Here is a 25,010-nt window from a genome sequence, read left to right on the forward strand (position 1 = left end):
GAGTGGGTTTGTCATTTTATTAAAGCAATTGCCTAAAACGACAAGGATGTTTATGCTCTTTAGCTGTTGTAAAAACGATTATAAAAAGGAAAAACAATGACTGGCTTAGTATATTCGATTGGTACTCCTGGGAAAAAATGGGAAGCAGAAGAAAAAGCGGCTTGGTTAGCAAACCAGACGATAGAGCGCTCTTACCTTGAGGAAGTGGTTACTAAACTTGAGCCCCTTAAAAAAAGCTTAGAACTGGTTCAATACGGTGCGCTTTCTTACGACGTCGAAAAATACCCACTCTTTGCTGTTAAATCATTAGAGTGGGATCTGACTAAGCCGACAATTTTAGTCACAGGTGGCGTGCATGGCTATGAGACAAGCGGCGTACACGGTGCAATTAAATTCCTAGAAACTGAAGTTCAGAACTACAGCGACACATTTAATATTGTTGTTGCACCGTGTGTTAGCCCTTGGGGTTACGAAATTATTAATCGATGGAATCCAAACACTGTCGATCCTAACCGTTCGTTTTATAAAGATAGCCCTTCAGAAGAATCGGCTGCTTTAATGCAATTTGTAGCCTCACTTGATGTAAGTATTATGGCGCATATTGATTTACATGAAACGACCGATTCTGATGAGTCTGAATTTAGGCCTGCACTGGCTGCTCGCAATGGTATTGAGTACGACGCAGACATTATTCCTGATGGTTTTTATTTAGTGGGTGATGCTGAAAACCCAATGGATGCATTTCAAAAAGCCATTATTGAATCAGTAAGAAAAGTGACTCATATTGCTCCTGCAGATGCTGATGGCAACATCATTGGCGAGCCTATAACGCAAGAGGGTGTTATTAACTACGCAACCAAAGCGTTAGGGCTGTGTAGTGGTTTTACTGATTGTACGTACGCGACAACGACTGAAGTTTACCCTGATAGCCCACTGGTTAATGATGAGGAGTGTAACAACGCACAAGTTGCAGCAATAACGGGTGCGCTTAATTATATTAAAAGTGTAATGTAGCTACGTTATCGTTATCTCGTTCATTCTGAATCTACAAAGGTCGCTAATAGCGGCTTTTTTTATAAGTGAAAGAAATGTATGTTATTTTCAAAAGTAAAGTACTAACTCGTTTATAAACAAAGTATTGGATTCACACGATATAACCAGTATTTGTTTCATTTAAATGTAATAAAAAGCGCATATATTCCATCTACAAAATTTAATGATAGTAATGGAATGAGTCATGAAAATGAACAAACTGCTCGTGCTAATGGTACTGGCAAGTTCTAGTGCGACAGCATTTGAATTGTCAGCCCCTTCACAAAATAACACTGATAATTTGGTATGGACGGGACACCTAAGTCCAGATACAGATACGATGACCTCAGCAATACTTGCTGCTCATATTTATGGTGGTACGGCTGTTGTACCAGAAGCTATTAATCCTGAAAGCCAATTTGTCTTGGAATATTGCCAAGCAGTAGCACCAATACAGCTGAATGATTTTAGCCAGAAAGCCGTAGGCTTAGTCGATTTTAATCAAAAAACGCAATTGCATAAAAGCATAAATGAAAGCAGTATTGTTGCCATTATCGATCACCATGCGATTGGTGGAAAACCCGTTAATATGTCTCAAGTTGCTGCAATTGATATTCGAGCATGGGGTTCTGCTGCGACCATTTTGGCTGATCGCGCTGAAAGTTTAAATCTTCAATTACCAAAGTCCGTCGCTTGTACAACTCTAGCGGGTATTCTATCTGATACTGTTGTTTTCCAATCGTCTACGACCACTCATTATGATCATACTTACGCTGAAAAAATGGCATTGCAAGCTGGTATCAAAGATATAGAAGCGTTTGGTCAAAAAATGCTGGAAGCTAAATCTGACCTAAGCCATGTTAGCGCTGAAGATATCCTGACAATGGATTATAAAAACTTTGAATTTGGTGGTAAGAAAGTGGGTATTGGTGTCGCTGAAACATTAACCGCCCAGCAATTGCTTGATCGACGTGATGAGTTTGTTACTGCCATGAAATCATACAAAGAGGCTAATCAACTTGATCACCTCTTTTTCTCTGTAACCGACACAAAGAATAAGCGTGCTAACCTTTTGTGGATTGATGCCGCTGATTTGTCGGTAGCAACATTAGCGTTCGACAGTGATGTTAAAGAAGGGTGGTTATCTCTTGATGGTGTTACGTCACGTAAGCGTCAGATTGGCCCTGCAATTCAACAAGCAATCGAAGCCGAGTAAGGCTTATACCCATTAGTATCTTGGTATTAAAGAGGCCGCTGTTTAAAATAGCAGCCTCTTTTTATTGGTTACAGCCCGAAATCAACTATCAAGTGCATTCAGGTTTTGTGTGTAAATTCTCTGCCCCTAGCATTAAGAGGCTCTTATAGCGCAGTACGCTTGTATTTTAAGTATTCCGGCTTCCAGAAATAACTTTCTATTTTTTCAAGTAATTGCTCTTCTGTACGTTGGGGCGCTTTATTTTGCTCAACAGCTTTTTTGGCCACGGCCAGAGCAATACAGTGAGAAACCTGATGGATATCTTTTAAAGGGGGCAGCAAAGCACCATTGCCACTTTGGGCAAGCGGTGAACATTCGGCTAAAACACGGCTACTCTCCATCAACATTTCATCCGTGACACGGGTCGCGCCGGATGCCAGAACACCAAGACCAATGCCAGGAAAAATATAACTGTTGTTGCACTGGGCGATAGGATAGGTTTTGTCATTAAAAATAACAGGATCAAATGGGCTGCCTGTTGCGATCAGTGCATCACCTTCTGTCCAGCGAATAATGTCTGAAGGTGTTGCTTCAACGCGGCTGGTAGGGTTTGATAGCGGAAGCACAATCGGGCGCTTACAGTGGGCATGCATTTCCATGATCACCTCTTGGCTGAACAGGCCGGGAACACCGGAAACCCCGATCAGGACTGTTGGCTTGCCATTGCTTACTACATCTAGCAGCGAAATGTTACCAGTCTCATTCCACTGACTGACGCTGGCACTTTTCTGGGCTAACTTTTGCTGGAAGTCTAGTAGGTTTTGCATGTTGTCGGTTAGTAGTCCCCAGCGGTCAACCATAAAGATACGCGCGCGCGCAGCACTGTCACTTAGCCCTTCGGCGATCATCTGTGCCACAATGGCCTCAGCAATCCCGCAACCAGCTGAACCAGCACCAACAAAGGTAATACGTTGTTCGGAAAGTTCGGAACCGGCGGCCTTGCAGGCGGCAAGTAAGCTGCCTACGGTAACAGCGGCTGTTCCTTGAATATCATCATTGAAGCAGCACACTTTATCTTTATAACGGTTGAGTAGAGGCATGGCATTTTTCTGAGCAAAATCTTCGAACTGAATTAATGCATTTGGCCAGCGGCTCTTTACTGCCTGAATAAATTCTTCTACAAAGTCATCATACTCCTGCCCGGTAATGCGTGGATGGCGCCATCCCATATACATAGGGTCTGATAAAAGTTGAGTATTATTGGTGCCAACATCCAATACGATTGGCAAGGTGTTGGCAGGATTGATACCACCACAAGCGGTATATAGGGCCAGTTTGCCGATAGGAATACCCATGCCGCCAATGCCTTGGTCGCCCAGACCAAGAATACGTTCGCCATCGGTAATAACGATAATCTTCACATCCTGACGAGCGGCGTTGTTTAAGATGTCAACGATGTTGCCTTTATCGGGGTAGCCAAGGAACAGACCACGGCCACGACGATAAATATTGGAAAATTTTTCGCAAGCAGCACCTACCGTCGGGGTATAAATGATCGGCATCATTTCTTCGATATGATTATCAATCAAACGATAGTAGAGAGTCTCGTTGGTGTCTTGAATATTGCGTAGGTAGATATGCTTATCCATATCATCATTGAAAGTTTGATATTGGCTGTATGCCCTTTCTTCCTGTTCGGTAATGGACTCGATTGCTGCTGGTAGCAGTCCCATCAGGCTGAAGTTTTGTCTCTCTTCCGGCGAAAATGCACTGCCTTTGTTGAGTAGGGCATTTTCTAGCAGAGTAGGGCCTGCATAAGGGAGGTATAACGTTTTATTATTTTCGTACATTTAACCGCGATCCTGTTTATTTTTAAAATAAGAGTTGCCTGAAACAACTCTTATTGTGATATTCAATGAATAAATTAAAGCCTGATTAGATTGTTTCTTCTACCAGCTCCAATCCTTCTTCTGCTTCGCCAGACATCTTGTCAATCAACAGGGCAATCACGCCATCACCGGTCACATTACAGGCGGTACCAAAACTGTCTTGTGCTAAGTGAAGAACAATTTGCAGTGCAATCATTTCTTCGGTAAAGCCAAGCATTGAGCCAAGCAAGCCGACAGAAGCCATAACTGCACCACCTGGCGCACCCGGTGCTGCAACCATAGTGATACCTAACATCGCGATAAACGGTAGGGCTTCGAGCAGACTTGGTACAGCACCTGCACCTGTCATAAGAATGACTGCTACAGCTACACTTGCGATACTGATCACCGAGCCTGACATATGGATGTTGGCACACAATGGCACGACAAAATTGGCAATTGAATTTGATACGCCATTGCGTTTAGTTTGTTGCAAAGTGACCGGAACGGTCGCGGCAGAAGACATGGTACCAACAGCGGTAAAGTAGGCTGGCATCATGGTACGAAGGATCTTTAATGGGGATTGCTGTATAGCAATACCTGTAGTGATGAACTGGAAGGTCAACCAAACCCAGTGCATGGCGACGACAGCAAGTAACACTAGGCTAAAGGTTTGCAAAGTGGCAAATACGGTGCCTTTTACTGTCATATCGGCAAATACACCAGCGATATAAAAAGGTAGTGCCGGAATTAATACTTTATTTAAAAACAGTTCAATGATATCACGGCCCTGATCACTGACTTTTTTCAGCTGATCAGCTCCGGTTGTGGATATACCCAGACCAAACATGAAGGCAATAGTCAACGCCGTCATTATGTTCATTAGTGGCGGAATTTGAATTGCTAAAAATGGAGCGAGAGCGGTTTGAGCCTCGGGCAGTTGGCCTGCCCCCTCAAGTAAAATAGGGAAGAGGTTCTTGGCTACCATGAACGCAAAAATACCAGCACCTAACGTTGACATATAAGCAAGGCCAACTGTCTTACTCAATAGTTTTCCAGAGTTTTTTGGCAGGCTTGCTATACCGCTGGTGACATAGAAGAGTATTAATAAGGGGATGGTAAATTTAATTAACTGGCTAACTAAATACTTTACAGTAACAAGACTTTGAATAAGTACATCTGGTGCAAACATACCCATCAGTATGCCTACTAATATTCCACACAGTAATTTAATGATTAAGTTCATTTTATTGACCTTTAATTTATTAGGATACGAGTTTCTTATAATAATATGTTGACTTGTTTCTAATTTGGATCGAGAGGTTAATATTGAATCTGTTTTTATCACTCATTGCATTTGTTAATACAATGGTTGTGTTTTTCTTATAATGTTACAACTGGATATTATTATTATCTGTCATTCTTGGGAAATGCTGAAAAGAAAGACTTGGTTATTAATAAGCATCAGACTAAATTTAAAGTATGCGATCAACTTAATAGACAAATGCTCATAACTAATTGATCCTTACTGCCACCGGCTAATGGCCTATAATTCTATATAAGCACTTATTTTCATAAAGGGTGATTTTGGATTATGACGGCAGTAGAATTTATAGTATTGAGGAAGATTAATGAAAAATATAGAAACAAAATGGCTACAAGATTTTCTTATTCTTGCTGAACTACAAAATTTTTCCCATGCAGCTACTGTCCGCAATGTTACTCAACCTGCATTTAGCCGACGAATAAAATCGCTTGAAGCAGAATTAGGTTTAATCTTGATTGATCGCAGTAAATCACCTATCGAACTGACGTTATGCGGGAAGCAGTTTAAAACCACAGCGCAATCTATTATTCATCAAATAGATGAAGAAGTTAGTCGTTTAGCAGGAAGCTCTTTTCATGGTAGGCATACTGTGCGGTTGAGCTCTGCACACTCCGTTGCTATCAGCTTGCTGCCTAAATTACATTCTTGTCTGTTTAACCCAAAATTGAATACAAGTTTATCTGTTGATGCCAATGAAGTTGATGATGCCGTTGAATTACTCATAGACGGAAAGTGCGACTTTTTATTCTCATTTTATGAAGATAGGCTGCAAGTTGCCCCGTATCGATCAATATATCTTGGCCGTAGTTTTTTGTATTGCGTTTCAGCTGTGGATGAAAGTGGAAATACGCTCTATGACCTGGAAAATAATGATGATGTCCCATGTTTGAATTATACTCCTGAGAGCTATATGGGAAGAGCGCTTCATCGAGCCAATGCCAAACTTACCCCTAATACGGTATGTTCATCTTCAATGACTGATTTTATTAAGGCTTTAGTTTTGCAAGGTAAAGGAATTAGTTGGCTTCCTGATTATGCAATAAAAGAAGAGTTAGCATCTGGCCAATTGAAAATATTAACAGAGAGAGAGCCAGTTCCATTAGATCTGTATGTTTATCGCTATTATTCTAAGCTGCACTCATCATGTGAAGTTATGTGGAACGAGTTAAGTAAAGTGAGCCCGATAAAAGAGTTGAATGGCTAATTAACAGGTGAAGTTTAAACTTCCATCAAGCATGAAAGCGTTTATTTGGAATATATAGGCTCAATGCAAGCTAAGGGAAAGAATTAATTAAAAGGGCTAGTATCTAGCCCTTTTATTGTTGGTGTTATTTCTAATCTATATTAGTTATATAGTTTTGCTTTGTATTCAGGGTGCATCAAGTTTTGCACGGAGAATATTTCGTCCAAGTGTTCTTCTGTTAGTAGCTTGCGTTCCAATATCACTTCTTTAACACTTTTACCTGAATCAGCACAGATTTTACCGACAATATCACCTTCGTGGTGGCCAATAAACGGGTTCAGGTAGGTAACGATACCGATAGAGTTAAAGACGAAGCTTTCGCACACTTCTTTGTTTACTGTGATCCCTTTGATGCATTTGTCGGCAAGGTTAATACAAGCATTGTTCAGCAATTCAATGGATTCAAAAATAGCCTGACCGATCACCGGTTCCATCACATTGAGCTGTAGTTGACCGGCTTCAGCGGCAAATGTGACCGTCGTATCGTTGCCGATAACTTTAAAGCAAACCTGATTTACCACTTCAGGAATAACCGGGTTAACCTTGGCTGGCATAATCGAAGAGCCGGCCTGCATTTCAGGCAGGTTTAGTTCGTTAAGACCGGTTCGTGGGCCGGAAGAAAGCAGGCGCAGGTCATTACAGACCTTAGACAGTTTGACTGCCAGACGTTTTAGCGCAGCGTGAACGGTGATATAGGCACCACAGTCAGAAGTGGCTTCAATCAGATCTTCAGACGGTACACAGTCGAGTCCGGTTGCTTCGGCAAGGTATTTTACAGCCAGCTCCTGGTAACCCGCAGGTGCATTAAGACCAGTACCAATAGCAGTAGCACCAAGGTTCACTTCCAGAAGCAGAGAGGCTGCATACTTTAGGTTTTTGATTTCTTCTTTTAGCAAGATGCTGAAAGCATGAAACTCCTGACCCACAGTCATTGGTACGGCGTCTTGCAGTTGGGTTCGGCCCATTTTCAGGATGCCTTGGAACTCCTCGCTTTTTGCATCGAAGGCTGCTTGAAGATATTCGATTGAACCGATCATCTTGATGATGCTGTTATATACAGCAACACGGAATCCTGTTGGATAGGCGCAGTTGGTCGACTGGCTCTTGTTCACATGATCGTTCGGGTTGATGATGTGGTACTTGCCCTTTTCGTGACCTTTCAGTTCCAGTGCCACATTGGCGATCACTTCATTGGCATTCATGTTGACGGAAGTACCGGCACCGCCTTGGTATACATCCGAGATAAACTGATCCATGCATTTTCCGGTATCGATGATCAAGTCGCAGGCTTCAATAATGTACTTGCCAACATCGCTAGGGATAGTGCCTAGTTCCATGTTTGCTCTGGCGGCTGCTTTTTTAGTAAAAACCATACCGCGAACAAACTCAGGTACATCTGAAATTGTCATCGATGAGATAGAAAAGTTCTCATAGGCGCGCAGAGAGTGGATCCCGTAATAAGCTGATGACGGAATTTCCAGTTCACCTAGTAGATCTTCTTCAATACGTACCTTATTAGAGTTGTTGGTCATAGCCGTTACCTTTGATGATGAAAAGACACCGACACAATGGTCTTTTCACAATCCAAAGTGAAATGCTTAAATGTATGTTACGATACTTTTATTGCATAAGGATGGTATTTATTTAAATAGATCTGAAATCGTAAATTATCCACTAGCTTATTAACTTCTTGGCCAGAGCTAATTATCACATAGTTATTTTTGTCACGTTGATTATCATCGAATTGGTTTGCTAATATTTCGATTATATATGCTGCTTATTTTTTTTCTCCAGGATTTTTATAATATTTTCGGTGTTATAATTAGCCATCCATTTTATGGATGGCCCCAACAGCTGTTTCTTATACACAAATCCCCAGTTTAGAAACTGTTTTTCTTAGCTTCATTTCAATATCACGAACTGCTCCTTTGTTACTAAACCAAGTTGAGTCATTACCCAATGAAGCCTTTAGTATTCGCAGGGCTTACCGACATTAGCTTAATTAACCTCAACTTAGGATAAGAAAGTCTAAAATTAATTGGTTTCAAACGATTAGTCTATTGCGATGATTTTAATGCAGTGAGGCGTTAAAGGGCACTGCTGAGCGGCTTCAATTATCCCGATCTGAGGTTAAATTAGCCGTCTCTTTTGTTTGTAACGTCAAAATCATACTTCAAAGTATAAAAATGCCCTTTTAAGCAGCTGCTAACCACTAAACGTGGTGAGAGCGTTCGTTTTTAATATCGATATGTAGTAAGGTATATATCGAATTGTAAATACTAGAGGATAGGATATGTGGGTAAGTAAGAAACTTAGCGTGTTAGTTGTTTCATTTGCAGCGGCCTTTTCTTCAATTACGCCCGTTCATGCTGCTGAAAAAGTAACGATTTTTGCGGCATCGTCATTAACCAATGCAATGAACGAGATTGCGGATATATATCAAGATGAAACTGGAGTGAAAACGGCAATGTCCTTCGCGTCATCTTCGACGTTAGCACGCCAAATTGCGCAAGGTGCACCTGCAGATATTTACTTATCTGCTAATAATAAATGGATGGATTATGTGTTTGAACAAGGCGTGATGGATGCTGATTCTCGACACCAGTTATTAACTAATTCATTAGTAATGGTTGCACCTAAGTCTTATCCTGATGATCATGTAATTATCAACGCGTCTTGGAATATTAAACAAGCTTTAGATGGAACTCGTTTAGCAACAGGGGATCCCGCGCATGTTCCTGCAGGGCGCTATACAAAAGAGTCGCTAGAAAATTTAGGGTTATGGCAACAAGCTGAACCTTTGTTAGCAAGAGCGAACAATGTAAGAGGGGCACTTGCATTGGTAGAGCGTGAAGAAGCGTTACTTGGCATGGTGTATAAGACAGATGCGTTAGTCTCTAAAAAAGTAAAAATTGTTGCTGATATTCCTGAATCATCACATGTACCTATTGAATACCCTGTTGCTATTGTTAAAGATAAGTCACGAAAAGCAGTTATCGACTTTTATCAATTCCTTCAGTCTAAACAGGCAATTGATGTGTTTACTGAGTACGGCTTTGGTGTAAATAAATAATCGTTTATGTTCAAAAATGATGTTGGGGTTAGAATTGAGTGTTAACTGAATATGAGTTACAAGCACTATTACTGAGCTTGAAAATTGCAGGCATAGCGGTGTTGTTTAGCCTGCCATTTGGTATTTTATGTGCTTGGGTGTTGGCTCGTTGCCAGTTTATTGGTAAGTCGATGTTAGATGGATTAATACATCTTCCTTTAGTGCTACCACCTGTAGTTATTGGCTATGTGCTTTTGCTCACCATGGGTCGCCAAGGTGTGCTAGGGAAATGGTTATATGAATGGTTCGGGCTTACGTTTAGCTTTAGTTGGCGCGGAGCTGCGTTAGCTGTGGCGGTGGTTTCTTTTCCGTTAATGGTGCGTTCAATTCGATTAGGCTTAGAAAGTGTTGATATAAAACTTGAACAAGCGGCACGCACTCTGGGCGCTAGCCCGTTAAAAGTCTTTTTCACCATTACGTTACCCCTAGCATTACCGGGCATTTTGACGGGCACCATTTTGGCTTTTGCTCGTGCTTTGGGTGAGTTTGGTGCCACGATTACCTTTGTGTCAAATATTCCAGGTGAAACACAGACCATTCCACTTGCGATGTATTCCTTTATTGAAACACCAGGAGCTGAAAATGAAGCTGCTCGTCTCTGTATTATCGCTATTGTCATTGCACTGGCTTCATTGGTTGTGTCTGAATGGTTATCGCGTATTGCTCGAAAGCGTTTGGAGGCAGCATGCTAACAAGTCAGAAAATGTCGCCATTACATGTAGCCACAGTTAAAAAACAAGATCGTATTACTAATGATGTCTTGACCATAAACGTAAAGCAGAAACTTGGTGATCTTGATCTTGATATGAATGTCGAGCTACCGATGCAAGGGATTACGTCTATATTCGGTCGTTCTGGTGCAGGAAAGACCTCCCTTATTAATATTCTAAGTGGGTTAACTCGCCCTGATGAAGGCTACATATCGTTGGGAAAACGGGTGTTATACGACAGTACAAATAATGTTTTTCTGCCACCCGAAAAGCGACGTATTGGTTATGTATTTCAGGATGCTCGATTATTTCCTCACTACACGGTAATGGGAAATTTACATTACGGGTGCGATCATAAAGATCCTGAGCATTTCAATGATATTGTGACCTTGTTAGGTATTGAACATTTATTAAATCGCTACCCGTCTTCTTTATCGGGTGGGGAAAAACAACGGGTGGCGATTGGGCGAGCATTACTGATAAAGCCAGACATGCTTTTAATGGATGAACCACTAGCATCGTTAGATTTACCGCGTAAACAGGAACTAATGCCATACCTTGAAATGTTAGCGAAAGAAGTGAATACCCCGATTGTATACGTTACCCACAGTCTTGATGAAATATTACGTTTGGCTGATCACATGGTAATGATCAACCAAGGGAAAGTTGTCGTTTCTGGCAATGTTAATAGCGTGTGGGGCTCGCTTGAAATGCGACCTTGGTTACCAGCAAAAGAGCAAAGCTCGCTGTTAACAGCCCGTGTAAATCTCAATCACCCTAAATATGCGTTAACGCAAGTCATGCTTAGCCATAATGCCTATTTGTGGGTGAGTCGACTGAATCAAGAACGGGGTGAGTGGATAAGAGTACGTATTCACTCAAATGATGTTTCTTTAACAAGAGTGAAACCAGAACAAACCAGTATTCGAAATGTGTTACTGGCTCGTATTGATAAAATTCACCACATTAAAGATGATCAAAAAGTAGAGATTAAACTGCGAGTTGGTGAAACTCATCTTTGGGCGAATATAACGCTTTGGGCTGCAGATGAATTAGCATTAAAAGTCGGTGATGAAGTATATGCACAGATCAAAGGTGTGAGTGTAACGAAAGATGATTTAGCGTAACTCAACACGGCCTAAAGTGATTTGAGAAAAAGGGGGGTATATTCTTTTTGCCAAGAAGAATATACCCCCTTTGTTTGTTAAATAAAATCGATATAACGAGGCTCGAAATGTACAAGGTTAGGGAATAATTCCAGTATTTGGGCGTCATTAAGCCCAAACCATTTACACAGTGAAGCGTTAACTTGGTCGGCTGCAATACCCGGGATGATACGTCCTTTGTTATAGTCATTTTCACTGTTTAAGGTCAGGTCTGGCCATTGTCCGTAGGCTTTTCCGCCTGATATCGCACCGCCTGTGACTATTTGATGCCCAGCCCAACCATGATCCGTACCCGACGCATTTGCTTGTACTCGTCGCCCAAAATCAGACATAGTGACGCAGGTAACTTGCTCTGCTAATCCTTCATTTTCCATATCGGTATTGAACGCAGCAAGAGAATCACTCAGTTGTGCTAATAGATTATGATGTGGCACTTTTTGATCTTTGTGGGTATCAAAACCGCCCATACCAACAAAGAACACTTGTCGCTGGTGGGTTAGATCACCACGCGCTTTTATTAAACGTCCGACCATTTTTAATTGTGAGGCTAAGCCACCTTCAGGGTATTCTGCGTTAGCTGGGTGTTTATCTAGAATGACTTTTAATGCTTCGTTTTCAGCAATACTCTTTTCCATGCGGTCAGAATAGTTTCGCATGTATAGGTTATTGTAATCGCGTTGGGTAAAGTGGTTAAAGTAACCATCAATACGTACATCGGTATTCATTCCATTGTAATTGCCAACCCCAGCACTACTGATGATAGTTTGATTTGCATTTTTACTGCGTAATAGCTTTTTATCGCTGCCTATCGATATTAAAGGTGATATGTCGCCACTTGAACCTAACATATCCATCATTCGACCCGCCCAACCTAATGGGTTAGCCAAGTTTTTTGCACCTGATTGCCACATTTCTTGCTGCATGTTGTGGGCCATTAAAAACTCAGGCAGCTCTACGATATGTTGGTCGATTAAACTGCGCGTTGTTGGCTGTATTAACTGACCTGTGTTGACTAACGCAGTGGCTTGACCGTTTTGAAATAACGGCAGTAATGATGACATCGCATGATGAAGACCAACCTCAATATCATTGTCTGTTAGTAAGCCTGTTGTGTTGATTTCGTCTAGTTTTAGTCCTAGATCAGGCCGCGCAGCAAGGTAGTTGGTATAGGCGTTGTCTGTTACTGGTACAACCATGTTGTAAGCATCATTTCCGCCAAACAAAAATACGCAGACTAATGCTTTATGATCTGATGGCGCTGTTGTTATATCAGCGGCAGAAGTGATTGAAGGAAGCGTTGCTGCTGTTGCACTTAATGCTGCACTGCCTTTTAAGAAGTGTCGACGAGATAATTTCATGTGATTACTCCTGGCAGAAAAATTCAGGTGATGTTACAGCAACATACAGTGTGCTTTGAATTCGATTATCTATTTGTGTTGGGCTTATTTTGTTGATTAGCATATCGGTTAGATAGGCCGCTAGTTCATCAGACATTAAGCTCCCAAAAAATCGCTCGTTAATTAATGCAACATAATCGGTTGGTGATGCTTCAAGTTGTTCATACTCAGAACGATTCCAAACCCAATGATTATCTTTTGTGTTTTTGTAGGCAAGAATATTACTCCAGAAGCGGTTGTGGATCCGTCGCATTATATCGGTTGTCAGTATGTTGAATTCAGGTGCTGTCAGGTCAAGATCGGCAATTTCACCTTGAGGGGCAAAATCTGAGGTGTAGAAGTTGAAAACACTGGAAGCGGCGAGTGGTGCTTGCCCTAAATTATTTTCTGTTCCTTGAAAGTTCCACCAACGCTCACCGACGGATGTCATATTCAATGCTCGAGCTTGGTTGGCAACGGTAATAATAGGCTCTTTTAATAAGCCAAAGTGCTGTTTGCTGGCTTTACGTCCATTGCCTGCAGCATTTGATCTACCCTTAAAGACATCAGCATCGGTTAGTACGGCTTTTAGTGTTGCTTGAAGATCTCCTCGTATACCTTCACCGTTATCTTTGAACGCTTTTGCCACTCGTGAAATATAACCGTTACGTGGGTTACTGGTTACAAAACGCTTAATCAATAGATTTGCAATAAACATGGGGGTATTAGCATGGTTAAATAATACATCGAGTGCTTGTTGCAGATCTTGCTCGGCACTTTGACCTGCTGCAAAGCGTGTTTTCAGTACAATTTTTTCGTCTGTATCATGTCTGTTGTTATCGGCATACATAGGGTCTAAATCGTTTGTACGGCGCCAGCCAGTAAGCACCCGTGCCAGCTCTTCTACATCATGCTGGGTGTAAGTCGGAATTTTATTTCCTTTAGTATCAAGCTTAGGCTTCCCGTTACCGCGTAACTTCCATAACCCTAGCGAGAAAAGCTGCATGACTTCTCTTGCATAGTTTTCGTCTGGAAAGGTATTTTTATCTGGGTTGGCTTTTTGACTACCTTCAAGCGTTAAGTAGCGGCCCATCATTGGGCTGAGTGTTACTTTTTCTAGAATATCTCGAAAGTTACCAAAAGCGTGTCCCACTAAGATATCGTAGTAATTGGCTAATCCGGCATGTCGGTTACCTATGCCGTGTTTAGATACTACAAAAATTTGGCTTAGCGCATAGGCCATACGCTGACGTAGTTGATCATTCGCTTCAAGTGCACATTGCCACCATGCCCCAAGACGCATGTTGTCGTTCACATCATCATTGGTCAAAAGAGCAAAAGCTTGTGCTTTAGGTAAATGATAAGAGGGGGATGATGAAAACTGTTGGTTAAGCCAAGCATCAAAGCCATTTTGCTGTAGTTGGTCAATCTCGCCTTGTTGAGGTCCAAACGATCCTCGATAGAGAAATTTGGCGCATTGTTGTCTGTCATCACTATAGATTGTGGTATCGGTCATGGTGATTCCTTTCTGGCTGTCATTATTTAAAGGCTCTGTTGTATAGATAAGCACGCATTATTCTAAAGAGTAGTGCGTTAAAGAGAATGAGACTTAAATTTTTAAGAATAATATTATAATGTTGTACTTCTGGCGCTGATGTGTCATTTAAATGGCGAGTTGTTTTTTATTAGGTGACTTACTTAAGATGCTAAGTGCATGGTTATAAAGGTTAATATTCTTATTGCATTTGATGTTTAAAATCAACATAAAATCAGATATATAGTGACAGTGATTTCGATGTTGGAATAAAGGTTATGATTTTAAATTGCATGAATGACTTAGTGGCGTTTTTTTTACTTTTAAATTTGTTTATTTTTTTTTTTGATATATGGTGAATGATGAGTCATTATTTTGGCGAGTGTTCAGGTTAAATTCAGTATTACTTTTTATTTTCGAATTATTGAAAATGTGAGTTTCTGGTTTGTATCTTGTTTTTTTTGAGTGATTATAGAGGCTGTATTTAATTTTCTATATGATTTTAAAAGTGAGTACCATCAACAGCTTGTATCAGTTTTGAGACGGTAAGTTATTTTTGAGATTTAATGATTATCCCATTTTAAAACGTAATTTCTTATTTTGTTTTATTGTCTTTTGTTTGTGTGGTTTTTTTATTGTTATTTTTTGTCTTGTTGGTTTGTGATGTTTGTTTAAATGTAGAATTTTAATTGTCTACATCACTATTATATTTAATTTATTAATTCATATTCTTTGTCGTTATTTTTTGTTTTTTCTTTTGTTGCATTTTTGATTTGCAATACAGTGGTTTACGTTTTTTGTTGATGTGTTTCCTGTCAGGGCTTTGTCAGGATTTTAGTTTAAGTGGGGGCTGGGATTGAATTGTTAGATAGAAAAGAAGTATATTATTTGTGCAATTCATATATTGGTAGAAAAATAGCCTATATTTATTTAATCATTAGGTTCTAATTAAACGCAATAATACTATTGTTTAATTTGTCTACTGATACACCAAGACTATTACAAATATATTGGAAGTACTCATGCGATTAATATCATTATTACTTATATCTACATTCACGTTAGCTGGTTGCGGTTCTGGTGGTTCTGGCGGCTCTGATAGCAGTCAAGTTTCATCTGGTGCAAATTCTAATACTGGTAGTGACAGTAGTGTACCTGATAGCGGTAATGGTAGCGGTACGAATCCAGAAGGTGGCAGTGGTTCAACGCCGGCACCTTCACCAGAGCCTTCACCTCTGCCTCCACCAGCGCCTGATACTGGTTTTCAAGGTGAAATGCTGGCTGCAGTGAATGCTGCACGTGCGACACAACAAGATTGTGGTGGCACAATTATGCCACCAGTACCTGCGTTAACGTGGGATGCACAATTAGAACAAGCGGCTTATACACATTCAAATGATATGGCAAATTATAATTTCTTCAGCCATACAGGTTCAGACGGCTCAAGTGTTAGTACACGTGTTACCGCTCAAGGCTATACATGGAGCTCTGTCGGTGAAAACATTGCAGCAGGTCAGAAAGATGTTGATGAGGTTATGACCTCATGGATTAACAGCCCTGGTCACTGTTTAAATATCATGAGTGCAAACTTTACGCAGATGGGCGCATCATTTGTGACTAACTCATCGACGCAGTATGGTATTTATTGGACTCAGGTGTTTGCAAAGCCTCGTAGCTAACCTGTTGTTAAAATAGGCTGATACTTGCGATTTCAATTACATCAATTGAATTACATCAATTGAATTATATCAAGGTAATCACAGCGACTTGTCCATCACTGAAGTAGTGGCTACTTTTTGAAAATGCAGCAGGGCTTGCAAAGTGCTCAAAAGAAACCTGCCATCCATTATTTATTGCATGTTGAGCGAGGCTATCTCGCTCAACATCAACATCCGGATCGATGGCATGTAGCACTGTAATGATGCCTTTATAGTGAGCAACCTTTAAATGGTTATCGTAGCTGATTGCGCCTAGCCATATTTGTTCGCCTGTTGTTGTCAATGTTCCGACATACCACCACCGAATGTGGTTACGTTGTAGCAGGTTGCCCGTTTGTTGGTAAGCTGACCATTGTGGTTGCTGGTTCCAATACAAATCAGAAATAGGTGGTAAATCTTGCGCCATCAAAGATAAGTATTTCTTCATTGAGACATTGTCTCGTGAGAATGTCTTATTCTCAATCCAACCTAACTCTTTCATCAAGGTATTTGGCTTACTGCCAATTAAGACAACATTAATGGGTTGCGCTTGGTAGACTGGTGCTAAACCCGGATATGTTTTATATTCCAAGGTGCTTAAATCGGCTGTGGTTTGTAGGTTCGTTGTTTTATTTAGTTTCAAGCTGTCGAACGTTTCAGAATACTCGTTGTTTTTTAAGATGGGGGATTCGTATGCATACACATCACTGATAAAAAAGTGTACGTAGTTCATGCCACATAAAACAACAATCCAACATGCTGCAATGCCAAGCCATCTACTTTTATGTTTTTTTCGATAAAAAAATGCGCTACAAACAGTGGCAATAGTGACTGATATAATCAGTAAACTGTGTTCAGATAAAAACAGGGTGATTGGTGTAATGTCGGGCAATAAATTGATACCCGCCGCGAGCATATAGCCAAGAATGACGAACTGACCGACACCCAGTAACAACCCAATGAATGAATAAAGCGTAAAGACAGTCCATGACATTGCGTAGCTTCCTGCAAGAAAAGGCATGATCCAAGCAACAGGACCAAGTAGCCGCGCGACAGCAACCACTAGTGGCCCTCGTTTATTAAGCGCGAGTTTGGCTTTAGCAAAGGGGCGGCGTGTTTTAGGCATTTTGCGTGTTAGCCAGCGCCTTCCGTTATACCCCTGATACCGACCAATATAATAGCTAATCTGGTCGCCTAGAAAACCACCTAATAGAACAAAGATTGTTCCTGAAGTGAAACCATTATGAAGCGAATATCCAGCCGCTAATAGGAAGGGTTCTCCGGGAAAGAAGAGGTTAGGACCAATTAATGCGTCTAGAAAACTTCCACCAAAGAACCACCACCATGAAAATTCCATTTCTACGCCTTAGTGATTTGGTTGAGTTGTTTGAGGTTGTGCTTGTTTAGGATCTGGCGTTTTAGTCGTTTGCTGTTGCTGTTGTTCTGACTCCGTCTTTTCGTTGTAATTATCGAACTTGTATTCCATTTCTTGATTACGCATTTCTCCAAAAAATAAACGGCGTACGTTCGCTTTTAAATAGGTTAAGCCCATTTTGATGAAGCCTTCTTGTTCAAGGCGGCGTGGATCGAAAGTAAACGTGACGGGCAACATGCGGTAGCGCCAGGTTTTTGCTGCACGTTTTACATAATCACAGTCTTCACATAGCGTGATACTTTCATCAAACCCGTCAATCTCGTTGTGCACCCGTTTGGTAGAAAACAAACATGCACCTACAGACGTAGGGAAGAAGAATGATGTAGCAAATAGACCAGCATTGAATATGCCGTAGCCAAGACGATAGCTTAGTGATAGATCGTCTGCACCCATGTACACGCCAGCGACTTCTAATTTATTCTTATCGAGTTTGTGCAATGCATCGGTTAGAAATGTTGGCGAAAGACGCACATCGGCATCAAGAAATAACAGTCGCTCGTGCTTTGCAAGGCTAGCACCGGTATTTCGACCTAGGCTTGTACCTTTATTGTCCATTCGGTGAACAGTAAGTGCAGGTAAGGCCTTAGCAAAGCCTTTTGCAACGTCACATGTGTTATCGGTACTGTTTGAATCAACCACAAGCACTTCAAAGTCTTGGTGAGTTTGTTTGCTGAGATCATCCAGAAGGCGACCAATACGTTTTTCTTCATTTAGGGTAATAACAACAATACTTATAGCGTTCATAATTTATCTCCTTAGTGTTTATGGAGTTGATTATGAAAGAGAAGGGCTGAATAAAAGGTGAGGGCTTGATTCATATTTCGTTCATCAAGCCCTTATTGACGTTATTTAAGGGTATAAGACGGTTTTAGCTAGGGGAATAGCGATTAGATTAGTTACATTGAGGCTCTTTAAATTGGATAAGACGAACCAACAGATGGTGTCCTATCCAGATAGCAAGTGACGTGCCTATAACTGCAACAAATATAGAGCTGAACCGGTAACAGATTGAAAAAAAGGCGTCTTGCTGCTCAGGCACAAACGATGTTGTTAAAGGCACCGTTAAAGCAGACATTGCAGAAAAGCCAATACTGGCTTTAATTGTTCCTGATGCTAACCACTTACAGAATATACCTGCTACGATTGCGTACGCCATTAAAAATAATACTCCGTTATTAGAAAGTGTATATAAACTTAACTGCACCATCATGCCGGCTAAACAGCCTAAAAAGGTACCAATAATACGGATTTTTGCCGCCCCTAAAGAACCAATTAAAGTCATAGGGGTTAAAACGATGAATATGGATGCTTGTGCCGATAATGAATCACTTAAATCAGCAACTTGGAATAAGATGAATGCAGCCATTGCCACAATCCATCCTAATGCTGCTTGGCGTACTCTACCAATGTCATCTTTACGTTGGTTACTGATATGTATTTTTCTCTCACTTGCTGTTGAAGTGCAAGCCTCTTTATTTGAGGTATTCGCGTTCTCTTTTTCTATGGAATCTGCAGACGAAATACCAACCAACGGTGACGGCGATTTTTCAGGAAATAAATACAATGCCATCGCCACGATAGGCGCGGTAACAAGGGCTGAAGCCCATAGCCCCATTACAAATTCTTCAATATCAAAACTGTTGAAGCTACCGAAATTGAGTAGAATCGAGCCAATTAATAACCCTGTATAGCCAAATAAGTAACTACTTTTATGGGTCATCGCAATGCACTTGGCCATTAATAGAATGCCAACAGCTAGCGTCATCAATACGGGATAAGGCTGGAAGAACCCCACAATAAAGGTGACCTGTATGCTTACCCAAACAATCCCCAACACTAATTGAATTAATATGCCTGAGTTCCATTGGTCAATTTGTGTTAGAACAAATAGGGGTAATAATGCGGCAAACAAGCCGTAAGACCAACCAAACAATAATGTTACAGCTAATCCCGCGACACAACCGAACCATATGCGCATTGTTTTCATTATCGATTACTCACGTTAATAGCGATGATTTAGTAGATGTAGTGCAACATGCTGACTAGCGAAATTTGTATTTTGGCCAATAATGCCCAGATAGGGTTACCGCTAGGGTAAATAACAACAGTGGCGCGTGAGCCTACAAATAGTTGTTTAGGTAAAGGTTCATCTGTTGATAAATTCACACGAACCCGTTGGGCATCTCGTACCCATCTGTTATTTGTTTCAACAGCCGTTAATTTACCATTAGGACTTTGCTGTGCGGCGGCTACACCAAAATCACGGCTTTGAATGTTGAATGCGAATGTTTCGCCGGGAAATGCATCAAAAGTTACTAAGGCAGTTGAATGCTCATTCATTAGTGCAATGGCTTTTTCTCGAAAATCAGCCGCTACCCATAACGAATCGGTTGGAATGAATGTCAATAATGGCATGTTAGTACTTGCTGTGCTGCCGACTTCAAGCTGTAAGTTGGTAATAACGCCATCACTAGGCGCATTAACTTGGGTGTGTGATAAGTCGAGATTCGCTTGCTCTAGGGCGTTTTCAGCAGCGTGAACCATACTACTTTCTCCGGGAGTTATGCCTAGTTGCACTTGTAATGAAAGTAAGTCTTGTTGCGCTGCATGAAGGTTAGATAAAGCTACACTGTTATTTGCTAACGCGTTATCTAGCATTGATGCTGATACCAGCTTTTGTCGTGCTAATTTCTTAACACGCTGATACTCACTACGCGCATTATTATAAGATGCCTGAGTTGTCGCCACTTTTGCCTTACCTGAGCTCACTTTTGCGTACAAAGCACTTTCTTGTTCATGAGCCTGTTTAAGTGCGACTTCTGCTTTTTTTACCGCTAGGGTGTATCGACTTGTATCAATACTAAAAAGAGGTGTCCCTTTTTTTACAGCTTGGTTATTGCTCACTTGTACATCAGTAACAGTACCTGTGACTTCTGGTGCTATCTGAATAACATATCCTTGAACACGGCTCTCTGTTGTTAAAGGAGCATGCCTATCTGCAACCACTATGTAGCCGGCGAAAAGAATAAAAAGAATGATGAGGCTTTGCATCCAACGGCGAAATTTTAATTCAGCAGTTTGCATGGAATGTCCAAATGTCGATAAATAAGGTTCTATTATAGAAATTGTTGATTAGATTAAATAGAATGACAAATACAACATTTACGACCTATTAGTGAGACAATGAAAGTAAGCATGGATGATCTTTATCTGTTTGTTTTAACTGTAAGGCATGGCGGAATAAGTGCTGCTGCCAAGGCATATTCGTTACAACGTTCAAAAGTAAGCCGAAGGCTACAAGAATTAGAAAAAGCACTTGGCAGTCAACTGTTAATTCGAACCACTCGGCATATCGAGTTAACAGAAAATGGACGTTTACTGTACGAGCAAGTGAATCAGCCTCTAACAATGGCTAATCAAGCGGTAAACTTGCTTGAAAACCGACAAAAAGAGTTACAGGGTGTATTGCGAATAGCGGTGCCGGCGGCGTTAATAACGTCTAGCATGTTTGCTGAACTGATTGATAAATATACAGTCTGTTTTCCTAATGTATTACTAGAAATACAGCACTGCCAAGAAAGCATCGACTTAAAGCGAGATAATATCGATCTACAGTTATTGCCAAATACTCTGAAGATTGTTAATGAAGATTATGTTCAGCAAACCTTATTGCCATTTCCTTGCTGCTTAGTGGCTTCACCCGATTATATTGCTACACATGGTGCACCGAAAGATCTTGCGAATTTAATGGACCACCGCATTTTAGTGAGCAGGTATAATTCGACGGCATTGGCTGATGGCTTAATGATTCGATTGTGTTCTGATGATTTACGTTTAATACACCACATGGCGAAATCAGCTCATGGTATTGCGTTATTGCCGACAATATTGGTTCGTGAAGCCGTCACTGCGGGTGATCTAGTTAATGTATTATCTGGCGAACGTTTTCCTGAAATTAAGCTCACATTAATTTATCCTTCACGTGAATATTTGCCAGAGAAAACCCGTGCGATGATACAGTTGCTACGTGAAACTTTTACTAATGATAGTGTAGCGTTGTAACCTTGCTTTAAACGTGCTGACAAAACCAGCTCGTGTCGGTCTTAATGAAGATTTTTACTTAATAGTTAGCGAGATGTGTCTATTTTCACTATGTTTATTGAGTGGCACTTGTTCAATAAATTAAAACGATCGTATAAAAATACGGCAATATGTAGAGTTGTTCATTCTAGTATCAAGGAGTCGATATGAAGCGTTTGCTCTTAGCGATCGCCCTTTGCCTTGGCATGACGGGAGTCGCACAAGCAATGAAAGTAGAAGATGTAAAAACCCTTACCCTAGAAAATGGAATGAAAATATTAGTGGTAGAAGATTACACAATCCCCAATGCTAATATGTATTTATTCTGGAAAGTTGGTTCACGAAACGAAGCACTTGGCATTACGGGGTTGTCCCATTTCTTTGAACATATGATGTTTAATGGGGCAAAAAAATACGGTCCGAAAATGTTTGATCGTGTAATGGAATCTGCTGGTGGTGCAAACAATGCTTATACCACTGAAAATACCACGGTATACACCAATTGGTTTCCTTCTAGTTCGGTCGAGAAAATTTTTGATTTAGAAGCTGATCGTATTGCTCATTTAGATATCAATGAAGAAATGCTAGAAAGCGAACGCGATGTTGTGATGTCTGAACGTCGAACAGGTTTAGAGAATTCAAATTGGCGGGTGCTAAATGAAGAGGTTAAAGCGGCTGCATTCCGGGTTCATCCTTATAGCTGGTCCGTTATTGGTCATGAATCTGATATTTTAAATTGGAAGCTGGATGATTTAGTTAAATATCATAAAACGTATTACGCACCGAATAATGCCTTTGTGGTGATTACGGGTGCTGTTGAATTCGATGAAATTAAATCACTGGCAGAAGAATATTTTACTCCGATCCCTGCTCAGCCCGAGCCTCGTAAAGTAACGGCAATTGAGCCTGCGCAAAAAGGTGAACGCCGCGTTTATGTTCAAAAAAGTTCGGTGACCACACCCAATATGATGTTGGCATATCATGTACCGCAAACCACACACCAAGATTATTACGCATTATCTTTACTCGAAACCATTTTAGGCTGGGGGGGAAGTTCACGGCTAGAGCGTAATATTGTTGATAAAGGGTTAGCGATTTCTGCTGATACTCATATGCCAATGTCGATAGATCCAAATCTGTTTTATTTCTATTTGGTGGCGAGCGAAGGTACAAGTTCAGATGAACTAGAAAAAGCCTTTATTACGCAGCTAGATGATGTGATTAAAAAAGGTGTAACTGAACAAGAGCTCACTAAAGCGAAAAACATGAAGCTAATGGATTTTTATCGAGAGCTTGAAACTATCGATGGAAAATCAAACACGATTGGTACGTACGAACTCTATTTTGGTAGCTATAAAGCCTTATTTGATGCCCCTAGCGAATTTGAAAACGTGACAGTAGACGATATCAAACGTGTTGCCCATATTTACTTTCGACAATCTAACCGCACTGTTGGTGTGTTAGACGCCACTGAACAGTAGAGGAGTGGAACTAATGACGATAAAATTACCGATTTTAGTCGCTTTTAGCTTGGCACTTGTCGCCTGTACCATTCCACCAAGCGCTAATAATACCACTATGCAAGCGCCTGCCAATGAAGCAACGATGGAGCAGACGATTGCGGTAACTGAACAGAAAACAGCGATTTTTAAAACAAGGCCATCCGAAACAACAACACCGAATGCAGATTCAGAGACAAGTAACACTGCGGGAAAGGTAGGCGTAATAATGGATTCTTCGGTAACATCGAATAATGATAAGGTTTCAAGTGTGGCTAGTGTAAGTGCTTTAAAGCCAACACCACAAATTTTGGGCTTTGAAGATAAAACAGATACCGAACGTTTAGCTGGAGCTAGAGGCGATAGCTTACTAATTGTTGAAAAGAAGGGTGGTACGGTGAAAAAAGGGCAGTTTTCTTTTCCCGAATACAAGAAGGCAGTACTTGCAAATGGCATGACCGTTTATTTGCTAGAAAAACATGATATTCCTGTTATTACTGTGAAAGCGATTGTTAAAGCGGGTTCAGTGAACGATCCTATTTCTGGCTTAGCTTCAATGACAGCGGAAGGCTTGTTATTGGGTTCTAAGAAATACAACAAAGTGCAGTTAGAGCAGGTTACCGATAATATCGGAGCCGGTTTTGAAGCGGGATCGAATAAAGAATCGAGCTATATCAATGCCGACTTTCTTGCGAAAGATGCAGATGTCATGTTTGATGTGATTAAATCGGTACTGACTGAGCCGACCTTTAATGCGAAAGAATTTGCTAAATTTCAAAAACAGAATGTAGAGTTATTGGCGCAGCAAAAAGAAAGCCCAAATAAGGTTATTCGGGGGTATTACTCAAAGTTTGTGTTTGATAAACATGCATATGCCAACCCTGTAGAGGGTGATCAACAGTCAATAGCGACCATTACGCCTAAACAATTAGCCTCGTTCCATAACTCTTATTATCAGCCAGTCAATACTGCCATTACCGTGGTAGGCGATTTCAATTCCAACTTAATGAAGCTTGAATTAGAAGCCTTGTTTGCAGATTGGAATAATACCCAACCTGTTCCGCAGCTTGATTTAAATTATGCTGTTCCAGTAATGGATAAGAGTCGAGTGCTGGTGGTCAATAAAGCCAACGCAACTGAAACCACGTTTATTTTTGGTGGGGTCGGTATAGCGAAAGACAATCCCGATTATATTGGCATTCAATTAGTTAATACCATCTTAGGTGGGCGTTTTACATCATGGCTTAACGATGAATTGCGAGTAAATTCAGGATTAACTTACGGAGCAGGCTCTGGTTTTAGCGCTTGGTCTCAATCGGGTTTATTTTCAATTAGCTCGTTTACCCAAACATCAACAACAGAGCAAGCGGTTGATTTAGCAATAGAAACGTATGAACGCTTATGGGAAAAAGGTGTTGATCAAGAAACACTTGATTCAGCAAAAGCCTATTTGAAAGGTCAGTTTCCACCACGTTATGAAACGTCGGAGCAATTGGCTGATATATTAGGTGATATGTACGTTTACGGTATTAACGAAAGTTATATTAACAACTTTGAAAGTCAGGTTGATTCTCTGACGCTTGATGAAACACAAAGCCTAGTTAACCAATATTTCCCGAATAAAAACTTACAGTTTGTGATGATAGGCCAAGCTGCAGAACTTCAACCGTTTGTGAGTAAATACGGTTCAGTTGAGATGTTAAATATTGAGCAAGTCGGGTTTGGCGGTTAAAGCT

At 40.8% G+C, this 25,010-nt stretch carries 19 protein-coding genes; 10 read left to right on the forward strand and 9 right to left on the reverse strand.

Translation table 11 applies throughout. The features are described 5' to 3' along the window. Positions 1 to 96 precede the first annotated feature (96 nt). Positions 97 to 1,014, forward strand: a complete 918-nt coding sequence (locus C9J47_RS04120) for a M14 family metallopeptidase (RefSeq protein ID WP_107252368.1) — start codon at positions 97 to 99, stop codon at positions 1,012 to 1,014. A gap of 223 nt (positions 1,015 to 1,237) precedes the next feature. Further along, complete coding sequence (locus C9J47_RS04125) at positions 1,238 to 2,248, forward strand: manganese-dependent inorganic pyrophosphatase (RefSeq protein WP_107252369.1); 1,011 nt, start codon at positions 1,238 to 1,240, stop codon at positions 2,246 to 2,248. Positions 2,249 to 2,391: 143 nt separating this feature from the next. Here the strand turns inward: C9J47_RS04125 and C9J47_RS04130 are convergent, their stop codons facing one another. Both C9J47_RS04130 and C9J47_RS04135 read right to left on the reverse strand, forming a co-directional pair. Continuing rightward, a complete protein-coding gene (locus C9J47_RS04130; RefSeq protein ID WP_107252370.1) occupies positions 2,392 to 4,077 on the reverse strand; it encodes an NAD-dependent malic enzyme in 1,686 nt (561 codons plus the stop codon). 85 nt (positions 4,078 to 4,162) lie between these two features. Beyond that, positions 4,163 to 5,341: a dicarboxylate/amino acid:cation symporter gene (locus C9J47_RS04135; RefSeq protein ID WP_107252371.1), complete on the reverse strand. Its 1,179-nt coding sequence runs from the start codon at positions 5,339 to 5,341 to the stop codon at positions 4,163 to 4,165. Between the two features lie 385 nt (positions 5,342 to 5,726). On the opposite strand from C9J47_RS04135, the gene C9J47_RS04140 reads away from it, so the two are divergent. Beyond that, positions 5,727 to 6,626, forward strand: a complete 900-nt coding sequence (locus C9J47_RS04140; protein ID WP_107252372.1) for a LysR substrate-binding domain-containing protein — start codon at positions 5,727 to 5,729, stop codon at positions 6,624 to 6,626. A 140-nt stretch (positions 6,627 to 6,766) separates the two neighbouring features. Here the strand turns inward: C9J47_RS04140 and aspA are convergent, their stop codons facing one another. Then, the gene (gene aspA / locus C9J47_RS04145) at positions 6,767 to 8,197 is read right to left on the reverse strand and encodes an aspartate ammonia-lyase (protein WP_107242376.1); all 1,431 of its coding nucleotides are present in this window, start codon (positions 8,195 to 8,197) and stop codon (positions 6,767 to 6,769) included. Between the two features lie 761 nt (positions 8,198 to 8,958). On the opposite strand from aspA, the gene modA reads away from it, so the two are divergent. The 3 genes from modA to modC are packed head-to-tail and all read left to right on the forward strand — an operon-like array spanning position 8,959 to position 11,614. Then, complete coding sequence (gene modA / locus C9J47_RS04150) at positions 8,959 to 9,738, forward strand: molybdate ABC transporter substrate-binding protein (protein WP_107252373.1); 780 nt, start codon at positions 8,959 to 8,961, stop codon at positions 9,736 to 9,738. Between the two features lie 38 nt (positions 9,739 to 9,776). After that, on the forward strand, positions 9,777 to 10,469 hold the full coding sequence (modB, locus tag C9J47_RS04155) for a molybdate ABC transporter permease subunit (RefSeq protein WP_107242374.1): 693 nt from the start codon (positions 9,777 to 9,779) through the stop codon (positions 10,467 to 10,469). An 11-nt stretch (positions 10,470 to 10,480) separates the two neighbouring features. Next, on the forward strand, positions 10,481 to 11,614 hold the full coding sequence (gene modC / locus C9J47_RS04160; RefSeq protein ID WP_170107455.1) for a molybdenum ABC transporter ATP-binding protein ModC: 1,134 nt from the start codon (positions 10,481 to 10,483) through the stop codon (positions 11,612 to 11,614). A 77-nt stretch (positions 11,615 to 11,691) separates the two neighbouring features. On the opposite strand, the gene C9J47_RS04165 is transcribed toward modC, so the two are convergent. Then, positions 11,692 to 13,011 carry a DUF1501 domain-containing protein gene (locus tag C9J47_RS04165; protein WP_107252374.1) on the reverse strand — a complete coding sequence of 440 codons (1,320 nt, stop codon included), beginning with the start codon at positions 13,009 to 13,011 and terminating at the stop codon, positions 11,692 to 11,694. Positions 13,012 to 13,015: 4 nt separating this feature from the next. Continuing rightward, entirely contained in the window at positions 13,016 to 14,545 is a 1,530-nt protein-coding gene (locus C9J47_RS04170; RefSeq protein WP_107252375.1) for a DUF1800 domain-containing protein, read from the reverse strand. 1,040 nt (positions 14,546 to 15,585) lie between these two features. Between C9J47_RS04170 and C9J47_RS04175 the strand changes: the two genes are divergently transcribed. Continuing rightward, a complete protein-coding gene (locus tag C9J47_RS04175) occupies positions 15,586 to 16,242 on the forward strand; it encodes a CAP domain-containing protein (RefSeq protein ID WP_107252376.1) in 657 nt (218 codons plus the stop codon). Between the two features lie 64 nt (positions 16,243 to 16,306). Here the strand turns inward: C9J47_RS04175 and C9J47_RS04180 are convergent, their stop codons facing one another. The 4 genes from C9J47_RS04180 to C9J47_RS04195 all read right to left on the reverse strand — a co-directional run bounded on the left by C9J47_RS04180 (position 16,307) and on the right by C9J47_RS04195 (position 20,779). Continuing rightward, positions 16,307 to 17,617: an LssY C-terminal domain-containing protein gene (locus C9J47_RS04180; RefSeq protein ID WP_107252377.1), complete on the reverse strand. Its 1,311-nt coding sequence runs from the start codon at positions 17,615 to 17,617 to the stop codon at positions 16,307 to 16,309. A gap of 9 nt (positions 17,618 to 17,626) precedes the next feature. Further along, on the reverse strand, positions 17,627 to 18,439 hold the full coding sequence (locus C9J47_RS04185) for a glycosyltransferase family 2 protein (RefSeq protein ID WP_107252378.1): 813 nt from the start codon (positions 18,437 to 18,439) through the stop codon (positions 17,627 to 17,629). Between the two features lie 148 nt (positions 18,440 to 18,587). Next, positions 18,588 to 19,682, reverse strand: coding sequence for a DUF2955 domain-containing protein (locus C9J47_RS04190; protein WP_107252379.1), 1,095 nt, complete (start codon positions 19,680 to 19,682; stop codon positions 18,588 to 18,590). Positions 19,683 to 19,711: 29 nt separating this feature from the next. After that, positions 19,712 to 20,779, reverse strand: a complete 1,068-nt coding sequence (locus C9J47_RS04195; RefSeq protein WP_107252380.1) for an HlyD family secretion protein — start codon at positions 20,777 to 20,779, stop codon at positions 19,712 to 19,714. A gap of 111 nt (positions 20,780 to 20,890) precedes the next feature. Here C9J47_RS04195 and C9J47_RS04200 point away from each other — a divergent pair, with 111 nt between their 5' ends. The 3 genes from C9J47_RS04200 to C9J47_RS04210 all read left to right on the forward strand — a co-directional run bounded on the left by C9J47_RS04200 (position 20,891) and on the right by C9J47_RS04210 (position 25,006). After that, positions 20,891 to 21,757 carry a LysR family transcriptional regulator gene (locus C9J47_RS04200; RefSeq protein ID WP_211321683.1) on the forward strand — a complete coding sequence of 289 codons (867 nt, stop codon included), beginning with the start codon at positions 20,891 to 20,893 and terminating at the stop codon, positions 21,755 to 21,757. A 185-nt stretch (positions 21,758 to 21,942) separates the two neighbouring features. Then, positions 21,943 to 23,256, forward strand: a complete 1,314-nt coding sequence (locus C9J47_RS04205; RefSeq protein WP_107252382.1) for a M16 family metallopeptidase — start codon at positions 21,943 to 21,945, stop codon at positions 23,254 to 23,256. A 13-nt stretch (positions 23,257 to 23,269) separates the two neighbouring features. Continuing rightward, positions 23,270 to 25,006 (forward strand): M16 family metallopeptidase, encoded by a 1,737-nt coding sequence (locus C9J47_RS04210; RefSeq protein ID WP_107252383.1) that lies wholly within the window; start codon positions 23,270 to 23,272, stop codon positions 25,004 to 25,006. The last annotated feature ends 4 nt before the right edge of the window (positions 25,007 to 25,010 follow it).

The sequence above is a fragment of the Photobacterium indicum genome (assembly GCF_003026215.1).
Taxonomy (GTDB): domain Bacteria; phylum Pseudomonadota; class Gammaproteobacteria; order Enterobacterales; family Vibrionaceae; genus Photobacterium; species Photobacterium indicum.

Coding starts and splice junctions, on each gene's coding strand:
- C9J47_RS04200 (WP_211321683.1), top strand. CDS start 20,891: ATGGATGATCTTTATCTGTTTGTTTTAACTGTAAGGCATGGCGGAATA.
- modA (WP_107252373.1), top strand. CDS start 8,959: ATGTGGGTAAGTAAGAAACTTAGCGTGTTAGTTGTTTCATTTGCAGCG.
- C9J47_RS04195 (WP_107252380.1), bottom strand. CDS start 20,779: ATGCAAACTGCTGAATTAAAATTTCGCCGTTGGATGCAAAGCCTCATC.
- C9J47_RS04205 (WP_107252382.1), top strand. CDS start 21,943: ATGAAGCGTTTGCTCTTAGCGATCGCCCTTTGCCTTGGCATGACGGGA.
- modC (WP_170107455.1), top strand. CDS start 10,481: ATGTCGCCATTACATGTAGCCACAGTTAAAAAACAAGATCGTATTACT.
- C9J47_RS04135 (WP_107252371.1), bottom strand. CDS start 5,341: ATGAACTTAATCATTAAATTACTGTGTGGAATATTAGTAGGCATACTG.
- C9J47_RS04175 (WP_107252376.1), top strand. CDS start 15,586: ATGCGATTAATATCATTATTACTTATATCTACATTCACGTTAGCTGGT.
- C9J47_RS04170 (WP_107252375.1), bottom strand. CDS start 14,545: ATGACCGATACCACAATCTATAGTGATGACAGACAACAATGCGCCAAA.
- C9J47_RS04120 (WP_107252368.1), top strand. CDS start 97: ATGACTGGCTTAGTATATTCGATTGGTACTCCTGGGAAAAAATGGGAA.
- C9J47_RS04210 (WP_107252383.1), top strand. CDS start 23,270: ATGACGATAAAATTACCGATTTTAGTCGCTTTTAGCTTGGCACTTGTC.
- C9J47_RS04130 (WP_107252370.1), bottom strand. CDS start 4,077: ATGTACGAAAATAATAAAACGTTATACCTCCCTTATGCAGGCCCTACT.
- aspA (WP_107242376.1), bottom strand. CDS start 8,197: ATGACCAACAACTCTAATAAGGTACGTATTGAAGAAGATCTACTAGGT.
- C9J47_RS04125 (WP_107252369.1), top strand. CDS start 1,238: ATGAAAATGAACAAACTGCTCGTGCTAATGGTACTGGCAAGTTCTAGT.
- C9J47_RS04165 (WP_107252374.1), bottom strand. CDS start 13,011: ATGAAATTATCTCGTCGACACTTCTTAAAAGGCAGTGCAGCATTAAGT.
- C9J47_RS04190 (WP_107252379.1), bottom strand. CDS start 19,682: ATGAAAACAATGCGCATATGGTTCGGTTGTGTCGCGGGATTAGCTGTA.
- C9J47_RS04140 (WP_107252372.1), top strand. CDS start 5,727: ATGAAAAATATAGAAACAAAATGGCTACAAGATTTTCTTATTCTTGCT.
- C9J47_RS04185 (WP_107252378.1), bottom strand. CDS start 18,439: ATGAACGCTATAAGTATTGTTGTTATTACCCTAAATGAAGAAAAACGT.
- C9J47_RS04180 (WP_107252377.1), bottom strand. CDS start 17,617: ATGGAATTTTCATGGTGGTGGTTCTTTGGTGGAAGTTTTCTAGACGCA.